Genomic DNA, 16,513 nt, shown 5'->3' on the forward strand with positions numbered 1-16,513 from the left:
ATTTAGAGCAATAGTAATTAGAAAAGGATGAATTAATTGCGTAACATACAAAGTGAGAGTAAATATATATACACATATGTACATCACGTAGACGAGTACGATCTATGTAGAATGGAGATGCGTTCATTTTTTAGTGTTGATTCCCAATCAAATTTTCTTATAAGCAATATTGAGGTCAACCCTAGCCGTAGTCCTTTTATACAAGATCGACTTGAAGTGCTGTATGAAGATAACAGCATAGATAACATCAAAAAATTAGTGACCAATCTAATAGTAAATGCAAAAACCTATAAAGTGGTTTGTTTAAATAATTTTGATATAGGTGAAACAAAAAAAATCCCTCAATCAGAGCGTCGATTGATGGAACGTGAAATAGGATTATGTATAGAGGGAGAACCAGACCTTGATTTCCCTGAGGTTGTCTTTGGTCTTTTATTTATAGATGAAAGATGGTACTTTGGCATACATAGCAAAAGTGAATCCATTTGGCGTAAGCATTTACACAAGCCACATAGCTATTCAACTGCGCTGAGCACAAGAGTCGCTCGAGCTGTTGCGAACATTGCAGTTCCTCAGCCTCAAAACATTCGTGCGATTGATCCATGTTGTGGTATAGGGACGGTAATAATCGAGGCCCTTTCTATGGGAATTGATATAGAAGGAAGAGATATGAATCCCCTTGTATGTAATGGTTCACGCGAAAACATAGCCTATTTTGGATTACAGGGAACAATAACATTAGGTCCCATCTCAGAAGTAACGGAACACTATGATGTAGCGATAATTGATTTACCATATAACTTATTTACGCATTCAACACGCGAAGATCAATTTGATATTATAAAACATGCTCGTCGAATTGCTGATAAAGTAGTTATCGTTACTATTGAAACAATTGATGACTTAGTAGCAGATGCTGGATTGGTTATAGTAGACAGAAGCATTGCGAAAAAGCAGTCATTTTTACGACAGATTTTATTATGTGAACAAAACTAAAATCGTACTATTGCATAAGGCTGATTGCATAATGATTTCCAAAATCGCTTGCATCAGCCAATTGGCAATCTTGTACATGCCCTCTAACTATAAATAAACGATACAGCCTTTTTCTTGTAAATCTCCTAACCAAGATGGAACTTGTAAATCGTGATTCCATCTAAGATCCAGACGTTCTAGTCCTTCGATATCCAATAATGATTTTGGTAGCTCTGTTAGAAGATTGCTTCTTAAATCAATTTCCAATAAATTTTTTAAGCGTCCAATCTCTTCAGGCAATGTTGTCAATTGATTATGTCTTAAATTTAATCGTCTTAAGCTTAAACACTTATATATCGATTGAGGAATCGCCTTTAATTGATTTTCTTCCACATCTATAACCCGTAATAATGATAACTGTCCTACATTTGCTGGAAGTATTGTAAGTTGATTATTTTTTACATGCAATTCTTTTAAATTGCTTAAACATCCAATAGTTGTCGGCAACTCTGTCAATTGATTATTCATAACACGCAGTTCTATTAGTTTGTTTAATTGTCCTAGTTCATTTGGTAACTGTAATAATTGATTATCACTAAGATTTAAATATTTTACTTTGACTAGCTTGGCAATTTCAGGTGGAATGGATTGTAATTTATTATTATGAAGATATAAATAATCCTCGATGTTGTGCAGATTGCCAATTTCAGGTGGGATTACATCAATATCATTATGCCCTGCGTCCAGCATTGTAAGTTCTGTTAAATTCCCTATATCAGCAGGCATATGACGGATTTTATTAACGGATATATTTAATGTTTTTATATTTTTCATGTTGTAAATTTCAACAGGGATTGTCGTGAATGCATTATCGAATAAGCTTAAATGTGTGATTGCTGCTATCGGTACTTCTATTTTGGGTAAAGCCTCTAAATTCATATGGTGAAAATTTAATTTCATTTGTCTTACTCCTCGTGTTAGTTTAGTATAAATTAATTAAAGTTTAAATGTAAATAATCTCCGTGAACACGACTTAGTTCAATATCATCTTTTGATGAAATCCAAAAATAATTGAATATTAATACTGCCTCATCTCCACCGCCTGCTGGATTGTAATCCCATTCATCTAGCGTATCGCTTACATTTATTTTGTAAAAAAATCTATTATGTAAAACACCATCATCATTTTCCCATAAATCCTTCGCAAGTAGCTTTTCTACATTGAAATCTTTCAATCCCGTTTCTTCTTTCATTTCCCTTATAACAGCATCATAGGTGGTTTCATTAGTGTTTACAGTACCTTTAGGAATCTGAATCCCTGCTTCAGTCACCGAATGACGGAAAACTAATACTTGGGTTGTATCTTCTTTAACGCGGTTTACATAGCCATAAGCTTTTTTAATCGGCAAAATAAACCTCCCCTTTTATTTACATCTTATTACTTCATTTATAGCCCAGCTTTGATGTTCATGAAATAAAATCTCTTTTGCCTGATTTGGTTCCATCCATTTAAGGAAGTGATCTTCCTCTATAGGACTAGCAATTTGTCTACCTGTATTACATAAGTAAAAAAAACCATCATTTAGATAATATTTTAATTCAATTGTAGAATAAAAATATCTTTGTGCGCGTCCTATAAAAGGACCTACTGTAACATCCATTCCCATTTCCTCAAGCGCTTCTCTTTTCAAACATTACGCATGTGTCTCATTATTTTCTAAGCCCCCACCTGGAAGAAAAAACTTACCATTACTTGTTTGAATAATTGCTATTTTATCTTTCTGACTATTGAACATTACACAATAGACTGCAGGTCGTAATATGTATTCTATTTCTTCATCTTTTTCACCGAACGTTTTAATATCCATAATTCACCTCACTTTCTATTAGAACGAGAGCTGACTGGAAAAGCAGAAAATTTTATTTATCACATGAAAAGATTAAAAAGAGTGGAATCCTCATTCTTCGTTGATATTCACTTTCACTGCTAAATTTCTCGACTTTTGGTTTTCCTTCTCGAATATCATTAATTTTGAATCCAGCTAGCTTTAAAAGTTGAAAATATTCTTCAACTGTCCGATGATACTTAACAACTTTTTTATCAACCCAAGGTTCTACTCTTTTGCCACTATAAAAATAATCATCTACAATCCAATCTGTCTTAGTAGTTGAAGCTGCTGCACTTTTTATTGATGAAGTTAATACTGGATGCTGAACACTAAAAATAAATTTTCCGTTCGAAGCTAAGGATTTATGAATTTCCATAAAGATACTCTTTAAATCTGCTATATAATGTAGAGCTAATCGTGAAACAACTAAATTATAATGTTCTTTTGGAAAATCCCATGCTTCCATTGAAGAAAGATACACATTCCCCTTTGTTTCATTAAGATTTTTAGTAGCTTCTTTTACCATATTTTCAGAGCCTTCAACACCGTCATATTGGATACATCCTTTTTGTAAAAGTTCAACACCAAACTGAGCGTCACCGCATCCTAAATCTAACACCGTTTTCCCTTTTACATCACTCATAAGTTCTAACATTATCGGGTTTTCGATCATATTGTTCGGGCTTTCTACACGATTTCTTCTTGTTAAGTATTCGTTGAAAAATGTTGCATCGTCGTAAGCTGCTACACCAATGTATTCCATGCGATTCACTCCTTGTAGATTTTCACTAATCATCATACCTTACAATAGGTAAATATTGTTTAATAAATCAAAAATAAAAAGAGCACAAATTAGTCCTCGCTAATATGTGCCCCACTATTTTATTTCGCTAATGATTTTGCTTCTCTTTATCCTTTCTAATTTTCATCATTATTAAGGTCATAATAAAACCAACAAAAATGACAATCCAATTATCAATAGCAGAAAAAGAAAATATTTTTGAAATGATAAAAAATACAACAAAATATGTGGTAATTATAAATGAACCATGCTCTGTAATAAATGAACCGAAATCTTTTCTTTTTTTCATAAGAAAAAACTCCCACATCCTTTATTTACAAACCAACATTTTAAATCATTTGTCACTAAACTTCTATGTTAATATTCATGTAATTTTGGGTAAAATAATCCCTATTTCCATAATCATTTTTATAAATCTTATATATTACTTCTTTAGTATCAATTATTTTATCTTTATATATTAATTGGAATATCCATTTTCCCTCAATTAAAAGTGGTGTGATTTTTAACGCTGCATAATAAATTCGTCTACCATTAACTTTATTTTTCTTTAGGCACTCAAAATCCAAAAAATGCAATTCTCCTTTTGGGTTTATTATTTGAAAAAGAATTATAGAATCCTCAGTAATATTTTTCAAGTTTACCTTATAACAAATGGCTATGTCTAAATTTGAAAAAACACTGGTTTTGTCAATAATATCAAAAGTATTTATTTGAAAATCTTTACCTGTGTTAGATGATTCTATTTCTATATACTTTACTTTGTTATCTAATTTAATTTCAGCTTTAGAAAACAGCATATTATTAACTTTGTAGATAGAATTACAATTAGGATCACAAATGCAAAAACTTTTATTTATAATAAATGCATACAAATCAAGATTCTTTTCTATTTTTTGATGCATAGACAAAGGTATCATCCATTGTAACCCATTTTCACTAATAAGCTCCAATTTTTGTTTATTATTCTTTTGGTCTAGATATACTAATAATACAGAATCTAATTTTATTAGACTATTATATTTAATATCCATTTCCTTAGTCCCTTGTAATTTAAATTATCTATGAAAGTAACAAGTTGAATTACATTCAACTTGTTACTTATTCTTACTATTTAGATCCTCGAATTACATCGTTATAAATATTAGTAGCTGATCTAAGACCAAATTCTAAAAGCATACCAGTCCCAGCACCTTTTACAGCACTTTTAAGTCCGCCGCTAAATAACCCTTTTATGGCACCTCCGGCAGTTCCATAAGGTGTTTCAATATTTCCATAGACAGTTTGTTGAGCTGCCTTATTAATCGCTTTTCCATAATCAACAAATACGTTTCCTATTTTTTTCGCCGCACTATTAAATGTTTGCCCGACCTTTGAGTTATTTAATGCCTCTCCTAGCTTTACCCGTATTATATGCGTCTGTACGAATTGCCATTGAAATCACACTCCATTTTAAAATTTATAATTTCCAACAGATTTTAAATTAAATGAGTTGAATGTACCTAGTGATTTTAAAATAAAATGCAAAGCATATATTACATAACTTCTTGAATCAAAAAAATTTTCCACGTGGTATTAATTATGTTAATACTCCATAAAAAAACTTGTCAATACTTTTTTCTCAATTTTTTAATGGCAAGTATCTAAATTTTATAAAATTTTTGAAGATAGGTATATAGCAGAAAGTTACTCACTATCTTAAAAAATAGGGGAGTTCCGTTATAAAAAGTTATTCATCTCATCATTCAAATAAAAAACTATCTCCCCCCACTAACATTAATGATTTCACCTAATATATAATTCGAAGCATCGGATGCAAGAAAAGCTATTGTTTCTGCAATTTCAATTGGTTGTGCTACTCTTTTAATAGGTATAGTTGCAGACATGCGAGAAAGTCGATCCTCATTTGGCGCAAACTTTTCATGGAAAGGCGTTTCAACCATCCCTGGGGCTATGCCATTGACAATGATTCCGTATTCGATTAGTTCTTTGGCCATGCCAATCGTCATTGTATTTAATGCCCCCTTGGAAGCAGCGTAATGAATGCTTTCACCAGCACCTCCAATGCGAGCAGCAGTTGAAGATATATTGATTATCTTGCCTTCTTTTCTTGGAATCATATGTGTTAATACGGCTTGTGAACATAAAAGAACACTATTGATGTTTAGTCTGTATGTTTCTTCCCACAATTCTTCACTTGCATCCATAAACGTACTTTGTCGGATACCACCAGCCGCATTATTAATTAGAATATCAATTTTCCCAAAGGATGCCAGAGCCTGTTCCACCATTGCATTCACTTGCTCTTTAATTGTGACATCAGCTTGAATAATGATCGCATCTCCACCATTTTTTTGAATGCGCTGTACTGTTTCTATAGCACCTTTTTTATTCGAAAGATAGTTAACAATAATTTTTGCACCTTTTGATGAAAGTAACTCCGCCGCAGCCCGTCCAATTCCCGAGCTTGCCCCTGTTATTAAAACTACTTTTCCATGTAAACTTTCCATAGTTTCCCCCTAATATTTGTTATGAATATAACTTAGCATTTTAAATTTCATTTGTAAGGAATTTTATCTAATAAAACTTATATGTAACAAAAATTAAATTACAATTTTCAAAAAAATAGAATTGATTACTAGTGATACTAAAAGACGGAAAAAATTAATCTTTTCACCTACGATACCACCTATTCCACATTATCGTAGTACGCACGTTAGGAATTCTTTCTGACTTTTAGCGTTATTTAACAGGACGGAAAAAAGCACCCAAATTGGGTGCCCTTTGTAAGTATTTAGTTTTCATTAAACATTTAAACTGGGATTGGACATGCCTTTCCAGGAACACATGTTGGAGGCTTAGAAGGATACCCTCCGCTGCTACCTCCTCCTTGATCGTTTGTCGCACTTGCACTCGCACCAAATGATAAAGTTGCTACTAGAAGCGTTGCAGCAGCCACAGACCATATTGTCTTTTTCTTTTTCATTATTACATTCACTCCTTCATCAATTTTTTGTACTACAATTACTATATTAGACATTATTTGTAAAAATCCTTCTAGTTTTTTAAATTTTTTTAATTTAAGGGACAAATCTTTTACACCACTCTGGATATTTAAAATTCTCACTAATTTAATACAATTTATTGCATAAAACACTCAACCTCTGAGAGGCATCGAGAATCAATCATCTGTACCGTTGCCCAACTCGTTTACTCTCACGACGCATAATAAAAAACCCTCCACAGGTGCTTGTGGAGGGTAAATATTATTAATTTAATTCTAAAACAAAAAGATTAATAAAAATTAATTTGTTACATTAAGTTTCATCACTTTAGTTACGCCATTTATTGTGAATTTAATATCAAATGTTCCTTCTGTTACTAGAGTCTTAGTACCAAACTTCATCATGAACCAAAATGGTTGATCTGGATATGTCATAATATTTACGTTTGGAATTGTGATTGTTTGACCATTATTTGAAATCATTCCTGCTGTTAAATTAATTCCTGAGCCATTATTTGAAAATGCATATTTGTCATTAATATCAGCAGTAAATGCTCCGTCTAAATCAATAGTAACCGTTGCATTAATAATCGGTTTTTCAGTACGTACTGTTGGCCATAAACTATTTAAAGCTCCATTATTTATATTCGTCCCTAGTGGGAATGAATATGAGGTACTTCCTATATTATCCTCTAAAGAAAAGGATAATCCCAATACTTGTGGTGTTGCTAGACTTAATACTGGATTTCCTGATGGTACCCCAGATTGTGCTACTGGTGTTACTTCAAAGAAGATATATTTATCTACATCTGCTCCCGTTAAAGTATACATATTAGCATTCGCACCACTAATTGCTACCTTATTTGTCCCAGTCACATCATCCGCAGTGTACCATTGATAAGTTGAAGTGCCTTCTAAATCATTTTCTTTGTCAGTATAATCATAGTTTCCTATTAAAACTTGTCCTTCTTTCGCTGTTCCACTAATATTTACATTTGATACTTTTGGTGCTTCATTACTTACACTATTCTCGCCTTATGCACTTTGGCGCTTTATAACGAGCCTTCACCGTACGTGCGACTTTCATCGCATACGGCGATCCGTCAACAATAATTTTTAACTTATTTCCCCGTCAACATCTTAAATATATTTAGAATATAAATCAATAGTATTCTGACAAGGTAAAGAATTCTTAACCTTACTCTAGAAGTCCAGTTTACTTACAATTAAATTTAAATGGATTATAGTTTTTAGGTTCAATTGAAATACTATAGGGGTACAAATTAAATTTGTACCCCTCATACCTTGCTATATAAGCATGTATCACTCTATCGAAATATATTATGTTCATAGAGATAATCATAAGAAAGATCGACGAATAAGTATTCGTGTTCATTGATGGCAATGGAAAACGTTCGCGTAATTTCCCCTGTTTCAATATCTCGATACAGTTCTGAAATTTCCCCATTTTGATCATTACGCATTTTAATAATCGTTTGTAGGAAATACGGCCGCCAGCTCCAATTTTTATTAATTGCATTTGGCTGTAGTTCCCATTTCCCTTCGTAACGCATGACGTTTGGTGTTAATTGGAAACCATCCTCATTGCAAATATATAATCGGAATGAATAATGATCTAAAAGCTCTGCTAAATGCTCTAATTGTGAGATATTATCGCTAGAAGGTTTGATACGATGAACAATTGCCTCTAGCTCCTCTCTTAATTTCTTTAACTCAAAATATTGTGCCTCAAGCATTTTCTTTTCCGAAGTAATAAATTGCTGACATTCTTCTTTAAAACGTTCCTTTAATATATCTTTCTCTACAAATGTCCTTGCAGCATTAGCTAAATAAGAACCTTGATAGAAGCGTCCTCCATTTTTCCAAGCGAATTGCAATTGATATACTGTGCCAATTCCTTCAAACAATAGGTTTGCACCTATCTTATATGCCAAACTTCCAATTGCAGAAATCATATCGGATTGAGCAGACCATGAATCATAATTTAAATCGCGTATATTTACCTTTAAAATTTGCGGTGATAATAATGCGATATGCTCTAAATGACTTTCAGCTCCTACTTCCTGTACAGCAATTTTCACACCAAAAGTTGTGAAATAACGTAGTGCATGGTGTAATTTATTGATATCACCTAAAAACCGATGCTCGGAAACCACCAGTACGATGCGGTGTAGGTCTTCTTCATCTATATATTGTTGAATAATATTAAAGTGACTTTCACCGAAATCTTGCATTAACAAATTCGGGTTACTCGGAATATAAATATCAATGTCGGCTGCTATTGTATCTATTTGGGTTAGCGCTGCGTGTAAAATTTTATGTTCCATATCAATACGATATTCTTCTGGAATATCTTCATTATTAACAAAGTCCTTTAAGTTGATTTGCTGTCCTTCTATTTGTAACTGACCGGAAATTTCGTAGGCAATCACCGTATGCGCATCAGCGCTAAATATAGGTTGAAAATACCCATGTATTTGATCTAAATTAGTTAACACTTCAATTGCGTCCATTGTCGAAACCTCCATACTTGAATAATTTATTATTATTCAAAAATAACATTACATCTACAGTTCATTTTATGAAAAAGCTCTCTGACTGTATAATAGTGTGTTTATAGGAATTTCGCAACTTCACCTGCATATTTTTTTGGCTAAATGCCAATCACTTTATATGGTCACTAATTCTTTTTCTCGCTGTTTTGGTACGACAAGTTCTGGCAGACGCACCCAGCTTAATCCTAGTGTACCCTCTCCTGCATGCACACCAACACAAGCACTTAATGGCAGAACTTGAAAAGTAATAAGAGGATAAGCTTTCTCTAAAGCTGATTTCCAACTAATTGCGCCTTCTTCATTATTGCAGTGGATAACTGCTACTTCTGGGATAATACTTGATTCTAAATCCTTACTTAGAAGGGTTTCCACATATGCTTTTGCCTTTGTTGCTGCACGTACTTTTTCTTTCATAACAACTTTTCCATTTTCAAAGGAAATCACGACTTTTATATTTAAAAGATGGCTCAAAAACGCCTGTGTTCCTGAAACGCGACCACTTTTATGCAATTGTGATAAGCTTGCCGGGATAAAAGATAGCTCACTATGATCAGCTAGTTCATTAATCTTTTCAACGATTTGATCTGGTTCGAAACCATCACGTTCTAATTGCTGACCTAGTTCAATCATTTTCATCATTGGAAATGAGCCGATTTTTGAATCGACTGGATAGACGTCAAATTGTGCTTGTTGTGCTGCTGTGAAAGCGCTTAAATAAGTGCCCGACAAATGTTGCGAAGTATGAATAGCAATAGCACAGGCATAGCCCTGCTGCTTTAACGATTTATATAACGCTACCACTTCACCAATGGCAGGTTGTGATGTCTTTGGATGTGTTTTAGTCGTTCGAAGTTTGTCATAAAATTCATCATGTGTCATATCAACAGTTTCTCGTAATACCCCTTCATCAAAAACAATATTAAGTGGTAAAACGTGAATTTGATTGTCCTGTATGAATTTTTCATCTAACAATGCTGCTGTATCTGTAACCCATGCTATTTTCTTATTCATTAAATGCTGTGCTCCTCGTCTATTGTAAAATATTATTATCCTTATAGCTTATGCAACTATACATAGACAGAACCGTGATGAATAGTGACATTTATCATAATCAGAAAATTTATTTACATCGTTCGACATCATTCCGACAATATTCGCAATAAAAAAACAGCATTCCAAAAGCATGAAGAGTGAGCACACTTTTAGAATACTGCTATTTGTTAAGATTCATTCATAAAGAAATATAAAATTACAGCTAATACCATCAATGATAAAAGTACTGCAATCGTAACCCGTAGTGGTGAAATCGGTGCATTTCCTCCGACACGACCTGTTTGACCATTCACCATGAATCTAAAAATTTTATCTTTATATCGGAAAGAAGAAAGCCAAATTGGCAACATTAAATATTTATATGTAATGTCATCATGTGTTGTAGAGAAGCGCACATTGGAAACAACATCTGCAAACTTTTCTAGACGAATTTTTGAAGTGATTTGTGCCTGTAAGTGATTATGAATTTCTCTCTTTGCTTGACTCCAACCATCCTGTAATCCAATGCTATATCGTTCTGATAGAAAACCTGCCACATATTCTGGCTTATAGGATTTATTATTTAGTAAGTTAAAGGGTTCAATTTTACGCATCATTTGACGATCATAACGAGTCGTTGCACTAATTAAATGATCATCAATAAACTCCTGGTAAAAACCACTTGTAGAATACCAATCTGTTACAGTCTTTTGATTGCCATCTTTGTCAGTAACCGTACGATGTTTGCCATAGCTTGCTGAGTAACGAGAGCTTGTTTTAGTATCAAATGTCCAATAAGGTAGATACACACCTTTAAATGAATCTGGCTTTGCACTTATTTTAGCTGCTTTCGGCGTAAACCATCTTCCTTTAATCCATTTTTGAAAATTTTCGCCCGCTTGTTTGTCTGTTATTTCGAAAGCACAGACGCCATTAGGTGCAAGTGTGTTTTCAGCACTTGCTTCCATTACTTGATTGGAACCGCAATACGGACAGCTATCCGCCACTTGTAATGCATCGTAAATTGTTTCTGCTGCACAAGCTTTACAAATAACGGTTTTTTTCTCTACGCCCCAGTTAAAGTTCCCTCGTTCCTCAGCTTTAGCAAAATCCATTTCCTGCGCCACTTTTTCTTGTTCCATTTCAGGTGTCGCAATCTCTGTTTCAAAGCCACAGTAAGGACAAGTTAACTTGCCCGTAGATGGGTTAAATTCAATTGATGCACTGCATGATGGACATTCAGCATCGAATTCTAGCTTTGCCTCTTTGACGTTTTCCGCTTCTTGCGTCGTCATCATCAGTCATCTCCTTACTTCATATCATTATCATCAAAAATATCGCCACATTCAGGACAAAATTTTGGAGGAGTTGCAGGGTTTTCTGGTTCCCAACCACATTTATCACATGCATATTGCAATGCTCCTGTTGGTTTTTTTGCTCCACATTCACTACAGAATTTTCCTTTATTGCTCATGCCACAAGCACATGTCCAGCCCACTTCTACGGGCTTTGATGTTCCACAATTTGAACAAAATTTACTTGTATTGTCTTGCCCACATGTACATGTCCAAGCATTTGATGGACTTGCTTGTACATTTGTAGTTGCTTGTGTCTGCTTATTTTGCTCACTCATTTGAAATAGCTGACTTGCATTGACGCCACCTGATTGTGTTGCCATGTTCATGCCCATGAACCCTGCCATCGCTCCACCATCGTTGTGTGCAGCTGCTATCATTGCTTCAGCCTGTGCTCCTGTTAAATGAGCCGCGGCCATACCTGGATCACGCATGACTGCATTACGCTGTAGTTGTTTAATCATCGCTTCATCTTCTTCAGATGCTTTTAATGAACTAATTCCAAAAGATACGACTGCTAAACCGCGTGTTGCTAGCCATTTTTCTGATAGCACTTTGTTAAGGGCATCGGCTAGAGCCACTGTATGTGCAGGTATTTCACTATAACGTACGCCACTTGCAGAAATATGAGCAAATGCTGGTTGTAGGGCGGTCATAAGCTCTGTCTTCAATTGACTATCAATTGAATCACGAGTATATTCGCTCTCCACATTACCACAGACATTTGTATAAAATAATAATGGGTCTACTATTTTATAGGAATACTCGCCATGACAACGAATGGCAATATCAATATCTAGACCGATATTGCGATCAATGACACGGAAAGGAATCGGTGCAGGTGTTCCGTACTTATTACCAACGATTTCTTTCTTATTAAAATAATACACACGCTGATCTTTTCCTGGCTCGCCACCAAATGTGAAACGCTTTCCAATTTGCTTGAATGTCTCTGTGATATTTGATGAAAGGTCATCGCCATACATAATAGTTGGCTCAGTAGATGTGTCATAAACATACTCGCCAGATTCGGAAGAAAACTCCACCACTTTGCCCTGCTCAACAATCATCATACATTGACCTTCATTGATTGCAATGATAGAACCATTACTTATAATATTGCTTTGTCCTTTATTTGAGCCACGTTTAGATGTGCGTTTTACACCTTTAGTAACAAGAACATCTGCTGATAAAGACTCACAGTAGAAATATTCTCGCCATTGATCTTCTAATACACCTGTTAAGGCACCAATACCTGCTTTTAATAAACCCATTTCATTTCCCACCTTTAATTAAATACTTCAAACTATTTTATCATTAAAATTATTGAACTCACTATTGTATTACGCAGGAAAGGACAATTTGTTTCAAAATTTTTGCTTTAGCATGGAAAGACCTCTATAACAGGCTGCTAGTAAAACTAATTATTTCCCTACTGAAAAACCGTCAAAATATTTTCCTCCGAATGGCTCAAGTACATTGTTCACTAATTGGATAATGTGTTGTTTATTGCCTGTTTTATAAAATATATCGAATGCCTGAATAAAATGAAGTGTGAATGCCTCATCATGTTGTAGTAATGCACGTACTACCCATTTCGAATGACCGATCCATTGGCGGTTTGTTCTTAATACAAATTCGCTTACTAATTCAGCAAGAGCATTCGCAATAAATAATTCTTCTGCTTTATTGGAACAACCTATAAAATCATCTAGTGCATCGGTGATAAAATATTGCTTTATTTTAACTGTTTGTTCAGTCCATTCTTCTGGGCCTTTATCTAAAAGTAGTTTCGCTTCATTTTTAATGCCATCGAGAATACCGTTATCTTTTAAAACGATACCTTCTGAAACCATTCTTGGCATGGATGGTCTTGCTCTTTTATAATCTTCGTGAAAATACTGCTTATAAGATGTTAAATTATGTACAAACACTTCTATAGCCCAACCGAACGCTACTATAGATTCTCGATAAGAGGCCATTCGAGTATGATCAAAGACAACAATATCTAAGTCAGATGTTTCTGTTGCTTCGCCTCGAACGACACTTCCAGCTAATAACGCCCCATCGCAATGTGGGAAATATTGTGCAATAAACTGCTGCGCTGCCTCGATTGCATTGCCCTTTTTTAAATCATTCACTTTTACCACCTCAGCTTATTAAATGCTATACGAAACATTCTACATTTAAGATCATATTCCTTTAAAAAAGGCCAAACTAATAATTACCTCTTCTTTAGAATAATATTGTAATTAATAACAAATTGTTTAAATGATGTATAATAAAGATGGAACCTATTTAGCCTAAAGTTACTGTGGTATGGTTAATTTTCCAACGGGAAGGAGCTATAACATGAAGCAACAAGAAATTTTAACGATTACGAATTTGACAAAGAGTTATGGTAGTAAGGAAATATTAAAAGGAATCGACTTACGTGTTTCAAGAGGAGAAATTATTGGTTATATTGGTCCAAACGGTGCTGGTAAAAGTACTACTGTTAAAATTATTTTAGGAATCGAAGGCGAATATGCTGGAGAAATTAAGCTATTTGGAGAAGATATAAGGCAAAATAATATTGAATATAAACGTAATGTTGGTTATGTACCAGAAATAGCCGATGTTTATGATAATTTAACTGGTTATGAATATTTGACGTTTATCGGCCAGCTTTATGGATTAAATTTTGATTTCGCTGCCGCAAAATCAAAAACGCTAATGGAATTGTTTGGTGTTGGAGAAGCCTATCATGCTAGAATATCCTCTTATTCAAAAGGCATGAGACAGAAGCTATTAATTATCGCTAGCCTTATACATAATCCCGATTTACTGTTCTTGGATGAACCTATTAATGGCTTGGATGCGAATAGTGTCATGATCTTTAAGGAGATTTTAACGCAACTAGCAGGCCAAGGTAAAACAATATTTTATTCCTCTCATATCATGGATGTTGTCGAAAAAATTAGTAGTCGCATCATTTTATTGAATGATGGCAAAATCGCTGCAGACGGAACATTTGCCCAACTACAAACCGCTAATACAGCAGGAACTTTAGAAGGGATTTTTAATCAGCTTACAGGTTTCCATAATCATAAGGAAATTGGTGAACAATTCGTATCGGTAGTTCAGGAGGTGTAGATATGAAAGATTTCAAAATCCTGCAACTGCTTGATAAATTGCATTTTATTTTTCGTAAAATGGGTATTGATTATCAGATGATGAGGCAAATCCTCCATATTAAATTAACAATGGATGAACGAAAAGTACCAACTATTTTCAACCAAAACAAAAAAGATCAGAAAAATAGTTACATCAAGTCTTTATGGATTTATGCACTATACGGTCTTGTTTTAATTCCATTTATCGTCTTTGGCCAAAACTATCATTTTCAGATGAGCATTGCTTTTGGCATGATTATTTTTATTATTATGACAACATTAATTTCAGACTTTTCTTCTGTATTGCTGGATGTACGTGATCGAAGCATCCTCTCAACGAAGCCTATCACCGCTAAAACAGTGAACGCCGCCAAATGTATGCATATACTCATCTATTTAACGTATTTAACAATTGCCTTAACAGCGATTCCGCTTGTAGTCGGCCTATTTACACAAGGAATAGTATTCTTTCTATTAACTGTGCTAGAACTTATTTTCATTAATATTTTCATTGTCGTTTTAACATCGATTTTATATATTGTAATTTTAAGATTTTTTGATGGAGAAAAACTAAAGGATATCATCAATTATGTACAAATCGGTTTATCGTTAGTATTAATGATTGGATATCAAGTGCTAATTAGATCCTTTGAATTTGTCGATTTTAATATTGTCGTAACGTTTAATTGGTGGAGTATTTTCATCATTCCGATGTGGTTTGCTGCACCGTATGAGCTAATTCTTAATGGGAATCACTCATTATTTACTATTGTAGGCACAATTTTCTCTGTCATTATACCACTCATATCAATATGGCTGTATATAAAGCTAATCCCAACATTTGAACGGAATCTACAAAAGTTATTAGGAACAAGCAAAGCAAAAAAAGAAAAGAAAAGTCGCCTAAAAGATTATTTATTAACAATCATTTGCCGAACAACGGAGGAAAGAGCCTTTTACCGCTTCGCCTCCCTTATGATGAAACAAGAGCGAGAATTTAAATTGAAGGTCTACCCATCTTTAGGCTTTTCTTTCGTCATTCCTTTTATTTTTATATTTAATGTAATTCGTTCAGAAGATGCTGATTTTTCTGTCAGTATAAGTTATTTAAATATTTATTTTAGTATGCTAATTATCCCGTCAGCTGTGATTATGCTAGGCCATTCAGCAAAATTTAAAGCAGCGTGGATATATAAAGTCTTCCCAATTAAAGACTATACAGACTTACAAAAAGGTAGTCTAAAAGCTTTTCTACTAAAGTTATATATTCCATTGTATATTGTCCTCAGCATAGTATTTTGCTTTATTTATGGTTTGCGAATCATTCCAGATTTAATGACTGTTTTAGTAGCAAGCTGCTTATATACAATAATTTGTTATGTAGGCTTTGGAAGCAAGATTCCTTTTACGAAGCCCATTGATGAAATCGGTGATGGTCAGAGCTGGAAATCCCTAGTATTATTTATTCCATTAGCTATACTAGCGGGGCTACACTATTTCATGGCTACACGCATACACTATGGCACAATTATTTATTTAATTTTACTTCTTATCACGAATTATATTTCTTGGAAGCTTATATTTAAACGCTCAAAGTATCAGTAAAGAGTACTTCCAATACGCAATATTGTATTCCTAAATAATAAAACCCCCTTGCATGTTTCCACTAATGCAAGCGGGTATTTTAAATGTAGTAGTATCCTTTTAAAATAGTCCTTTGTTATG

At 34.0% G+C, this 16,513-nt stretch carries 18 protein-coding genes; 3 read left to right on the forward strand and 15 right to left on the reverse strand.

The features are described 5' to 3' along the window. Positions 1–36: 36 nt before the first annotated feature. On the forward strand, positions 37–996 hold the full coding sequence (locus JNUCC52_RS02705; RefSeq protein ID WP_337981295.1) for a TRM11 family SAM-dependent methyltransferase: 960 nt from the start codon (positions 37–39) through the stop codon (positions 994–996). 87 nt (positions 997–1,083) lie between these two features. Here the strand turns inward: JNUCC52_RS02705 and JNUCC52_RS02710 are convergent, their stop codons facing one another. The 15 genes from JNUCC52_RS02710 to JNUCC52_RS02780 form a co-directional block, all read right to left on the reverse strand. Continuing rightward, on the reverse strand, positions 1,084–1,935 hold the full coding sequence (locus JNUCC52_RS02710; protein WP_337981296.1) for a leucine-rich repeat domain-containing protein: 852 nt from the start codon (positions 1,933–1,935) through the stop codon (positions 1,084–1,086). Between the two features lie 32 nt (positions 1,936–1,967). Next, positions 1,968–2,384 (reverse strand): NUDIX hydrolase, encoded by a 417-nt coding sequence (locus tag JNUCC52_RS02715; RefSeq protein WP_337981297.1) that lies wholly within the window; start codon positions 2,382–2,384, stop codon positions 1,968–1,970. Between the two features lie 15 nt (positions 2,385–2,399). Then, entirely contained in the window at positions 2,400–2,636 is a 237-nt protein-coding gene (locus tag JNUCC52_RS02720; RefSeq protein WP_337981298.1) for an NUDIX hydrolase, read from the reverse strand. 33 nt (positions 2,637–2,669) lie between these two features. Then, positions 2,670–2,843 carry an NUDIX hydrolase gene (locus JNUCC52_RS02725; protein WP_337981299.1) on the reverse strand — a complete coding sequence of 58 codons (174 nt, stop codon included), beginning with the start codon at positions 2,841–2,843 and terminating at the stop codon, positions 2,670–2,672. 52 nt (positions 2,844–2,895) lie between these two features. Beyond that, a complete protein-coding gene (locus JNUCC52_RS02730) occupies positions 2,896–3,627 on the reverse strand; it encodes a class I SAM-dependent DNA methyltransferase (RefSeq protein WP_172771388.1) in 732 nt (243 codons plus the stop codon). Positions 3,628–3,754: 127 nt separating this feature from the next. Further along, complete coding sequence (locus JNUCC52_RS02735) at positions 3,755–3,955, reverse strand: hypothetical protein (protein ID WP_172771387.1); 201 nt, start codon at positions 3,953–3,955, stop codon at positions 3,755–3,757. Between the two features lie 55 nt (positions 3,956–4,010). Further along, positions 4,011–4,700, reverse strand: a complete 690-nt coding sequence (locus JNUCC52_RS02740; RefSeq protein WP_172771386.1) for a hypothetical protein — start codon at positions 4,698–4,700, stop codon at positions 4,011–4,013. A 723-nt stretch (positions 4,701–5,423) separates the two neighbouring features. Then, on the reverse strand, positions 5,424–6,176 hold the full coding sequence (locus JNUCC52_RS02745; protein ID WP_337981300.1) for an SDR family NAD(P)-dependent oxidoreductase: 753 nt from the start codon (positions 6,174–6,176) through the stop codon (positions 5,424–5,426). A gap of 302 nt (positions 6,177–6,478) precedes the next feature. Beyond that, positions 6,479–6,652: a hypothetical protein gene (locus tag JNUCC52_RS02750; protein WP_172771383.1), complete on the reverse strand. Its 174-nt coding sequence runs from the start codon at positions 6,650–6,652 to the stop codon at positions 6,479–6,481. 318 nt (positions 6,653–6,970) lie between these two features. Further along, entirely contained in the window at positions 6,971–7,657 is a 687-nt protein-coding gene (locus tag JNUCC52_RS02755; protein WP_443136917.1) for a hypothetical protein, read from the reverse strand. Positions 7,658–7,998: 341 nt separating this feature from the next. Next, entirely contained in the window at positions 7,999–9,204 is a 1,206-nt protein-coding gene (locus JNUCC52_RS02760; RefSeq protein ID WP_337981302.1) for an EAL-associated domain-containing protein, read from the reverse strand. 156 nt (positions 9,205–9,360) lie between these two features. Beyond that, positions 9,361–10,257 (reverse strand): DegV family protein, encoded by an 897-nt coding sequence (locus JNUCC52_RS02765; RefSeq protein ID WP_337981303.1) that lies wholly within the window; start codon positions 10,255–10,257, stop codon positions 9,361–9,363. Between the two features lie 209 nt (positions 10,258–10,466). Continuing rightward, a complete protein-coding gene (locus tag JNUCC52_RS02770) occupies positions 10,467–11,573 on the reverse strand; it encodes a TFIIB-type zinc ribbon-containing protein (RefSeq protein ID WP_337982173.1) in 1,107 nt (368 codons plus the stop codon). Between the two features lie 14 nt (positions 11,574–11,587). Then, positions 11,588–12,907 (reverse strand): SPFH domain-containing protein, encoded by a 1,320-nt coding sequence (locus tag JNUCC52_RS02775; RefSeq protein ID WP_337981304.1) that lies wholly within the window; start codon positions 12,905–12,907, stop codon positions 11,588–11,590. 150 nt (positions 12,908–13,057) lie between these two features. Continuing rightward, positions 13,058–13,774, reverse strand: a complete 717-nt coding sequence (locus tag JNUCC52_RS02780) for a nucleotidyltransferase domain-containing protein (RefSeq protein ID WP_337981305.1) — start codon at positions 13,772–13,774, stop codon at positions 13,058–13,060. 211 nt (positions 13,775–13,985) lie between these two features. On the opposite strand from JNUCC52_RS02780, the gene JNUCC52_RS02785 reads away from it, so the two are divergent. Continuing rightward, positions 13,986–14,768 carry an ABC transporter ATP-binding protein gene (locus tag JNUCC52_RS02785; RefSeq protein ID WP_337981306.1) on the forward strand — a complete coding sequence of 261 codons (783 nt, stop codon included), beginning with the start codon at positions 13,986–13,988 and terminating at the stop codon, positions 14,766–14,768. Between the two features lie 2 nt (positions 14,769–14,770). Next, positions 14,771–16,393 (forward strand): hypothetical protein, encoded by a 1,623-nt coding sequence (locus tag JNUCC52_RS02790; protein ID WP_337981307.1) that lies wholly within the window; start codon positions 14,771–14,773, stop codon positions 16,391–16,393. Positions 16,394–16,513: the final 120 nt, after the last annotated feature.

Origin of the sequence: Lysinibacillus sp. JNUCC-52 (assembly GCF_015999545.1) — a bacterium.
Taxonomy (GTDB): Bacteria; Bacillota; Bacilli; order Bacillales_A; family Planococcaceae; genus Lysinibacillus.

Bases quoted from the DNA above. Each gene is read 5' to 3' on its own strand.
- JNUCC52_RS02710 (WP_337981296.1), bottom strand. From the start codon at position 1,935: ATGAAATTAAATTTTCACCATATGAATTTAGAGGCTTTACCCAAAATA.
- JNUCC52_RS02720 (WP_337981298.1), bottom strand. From the start codon at position 2,636: ATGGATGTTACAGTAGGTCCTTTTATAGGACGCGCACAAAGATATTTT.
- JNUCC52_RS02725 (WP_337981299.1), bottom strand. From the start codon at position 2,843: ATGGATATTAAAACGTTCGGTGAAAAAGATGAAGAAATAGAATACATA.
- JNUCC52_RS02730 (WP_172771388.1), bottom strand. From the start codon at position 3,627: ATGGAATACATTGGTGTAGCAGCTTACGACGATGCAACATTTTTCAAC.
- JNUCC52_RS02735 (WP_172771387.1), bottom strand. From the start codon at position 3,955: ATGAAAAAAAGAAAAGATTTCGGTTCATTTATTACAGAGCATGGTTCA.
- JNUCC52_RS02740 (WP_172771386.1), bottom strand. From the start codon at position 4,700: ATGGATATTAAATATAATAGTCTAATAAAATTAGATTCTGTATTATTA.
- JNUCC52_RS02745 (WP_337981300.1), bottom strand. From the start codon at position 6,176: ATGGAAAGTTTACATGGAAAAGTAGTTTTAATAACAGGGGCAAGCTCG.
- JNUCC52_RS02750 (WP_172771383.1), bottom strand. From the start codon at position 6,652: ATGAAAAAGAAAAAGACAATATGGTCTGTGGCTGCTGCAACGCTTCTA.
- JNUCC52_RS02760 (WP_337981302.1), bottom strand. From the start codon at position 9,204: ATGGACGCAATTGAAGTGTTAACTAATTTAGATCAAATACATGGGTAT.
- JNUCC52_RS02765 (WP_337981303.1), bottom strand. From the start codon at position 10,257: ATGAATAAGAAAATAGCATGGGTTACAGATACAGCAGCATTGTTAGAT.
- JNUCC52_RS02770 (WP_337982173.1), bottom strand. From the start codon at position 11,573: ATGACGACGCAAGAAGCGGAAAACGTCAAAGAGGCAAAGCTAGAATTC.
- JNUCC52_RS02775 (WP_337981304.1), bottom strand. From the start codon at position 12,907: ATGGGTTTATTAAAAGCAGGTATTGGTGCCTTAACAGGTGTATTAGAA.
- JNUCC52_RS02785 (WP_337981306.1), top strand. From the start codon at position 13,986: ATGAAGCAACAAGAAATTTTAACGATTACGAATTTGACAAAGAGTTAT.
- JNUCC52_RS02790 (WP_337981307.1), top strand. From the start codon at position 14,771: ATGAAAGATTTCAAAATCCTGCAACTGCTTGATAAATTGCATTTTATT.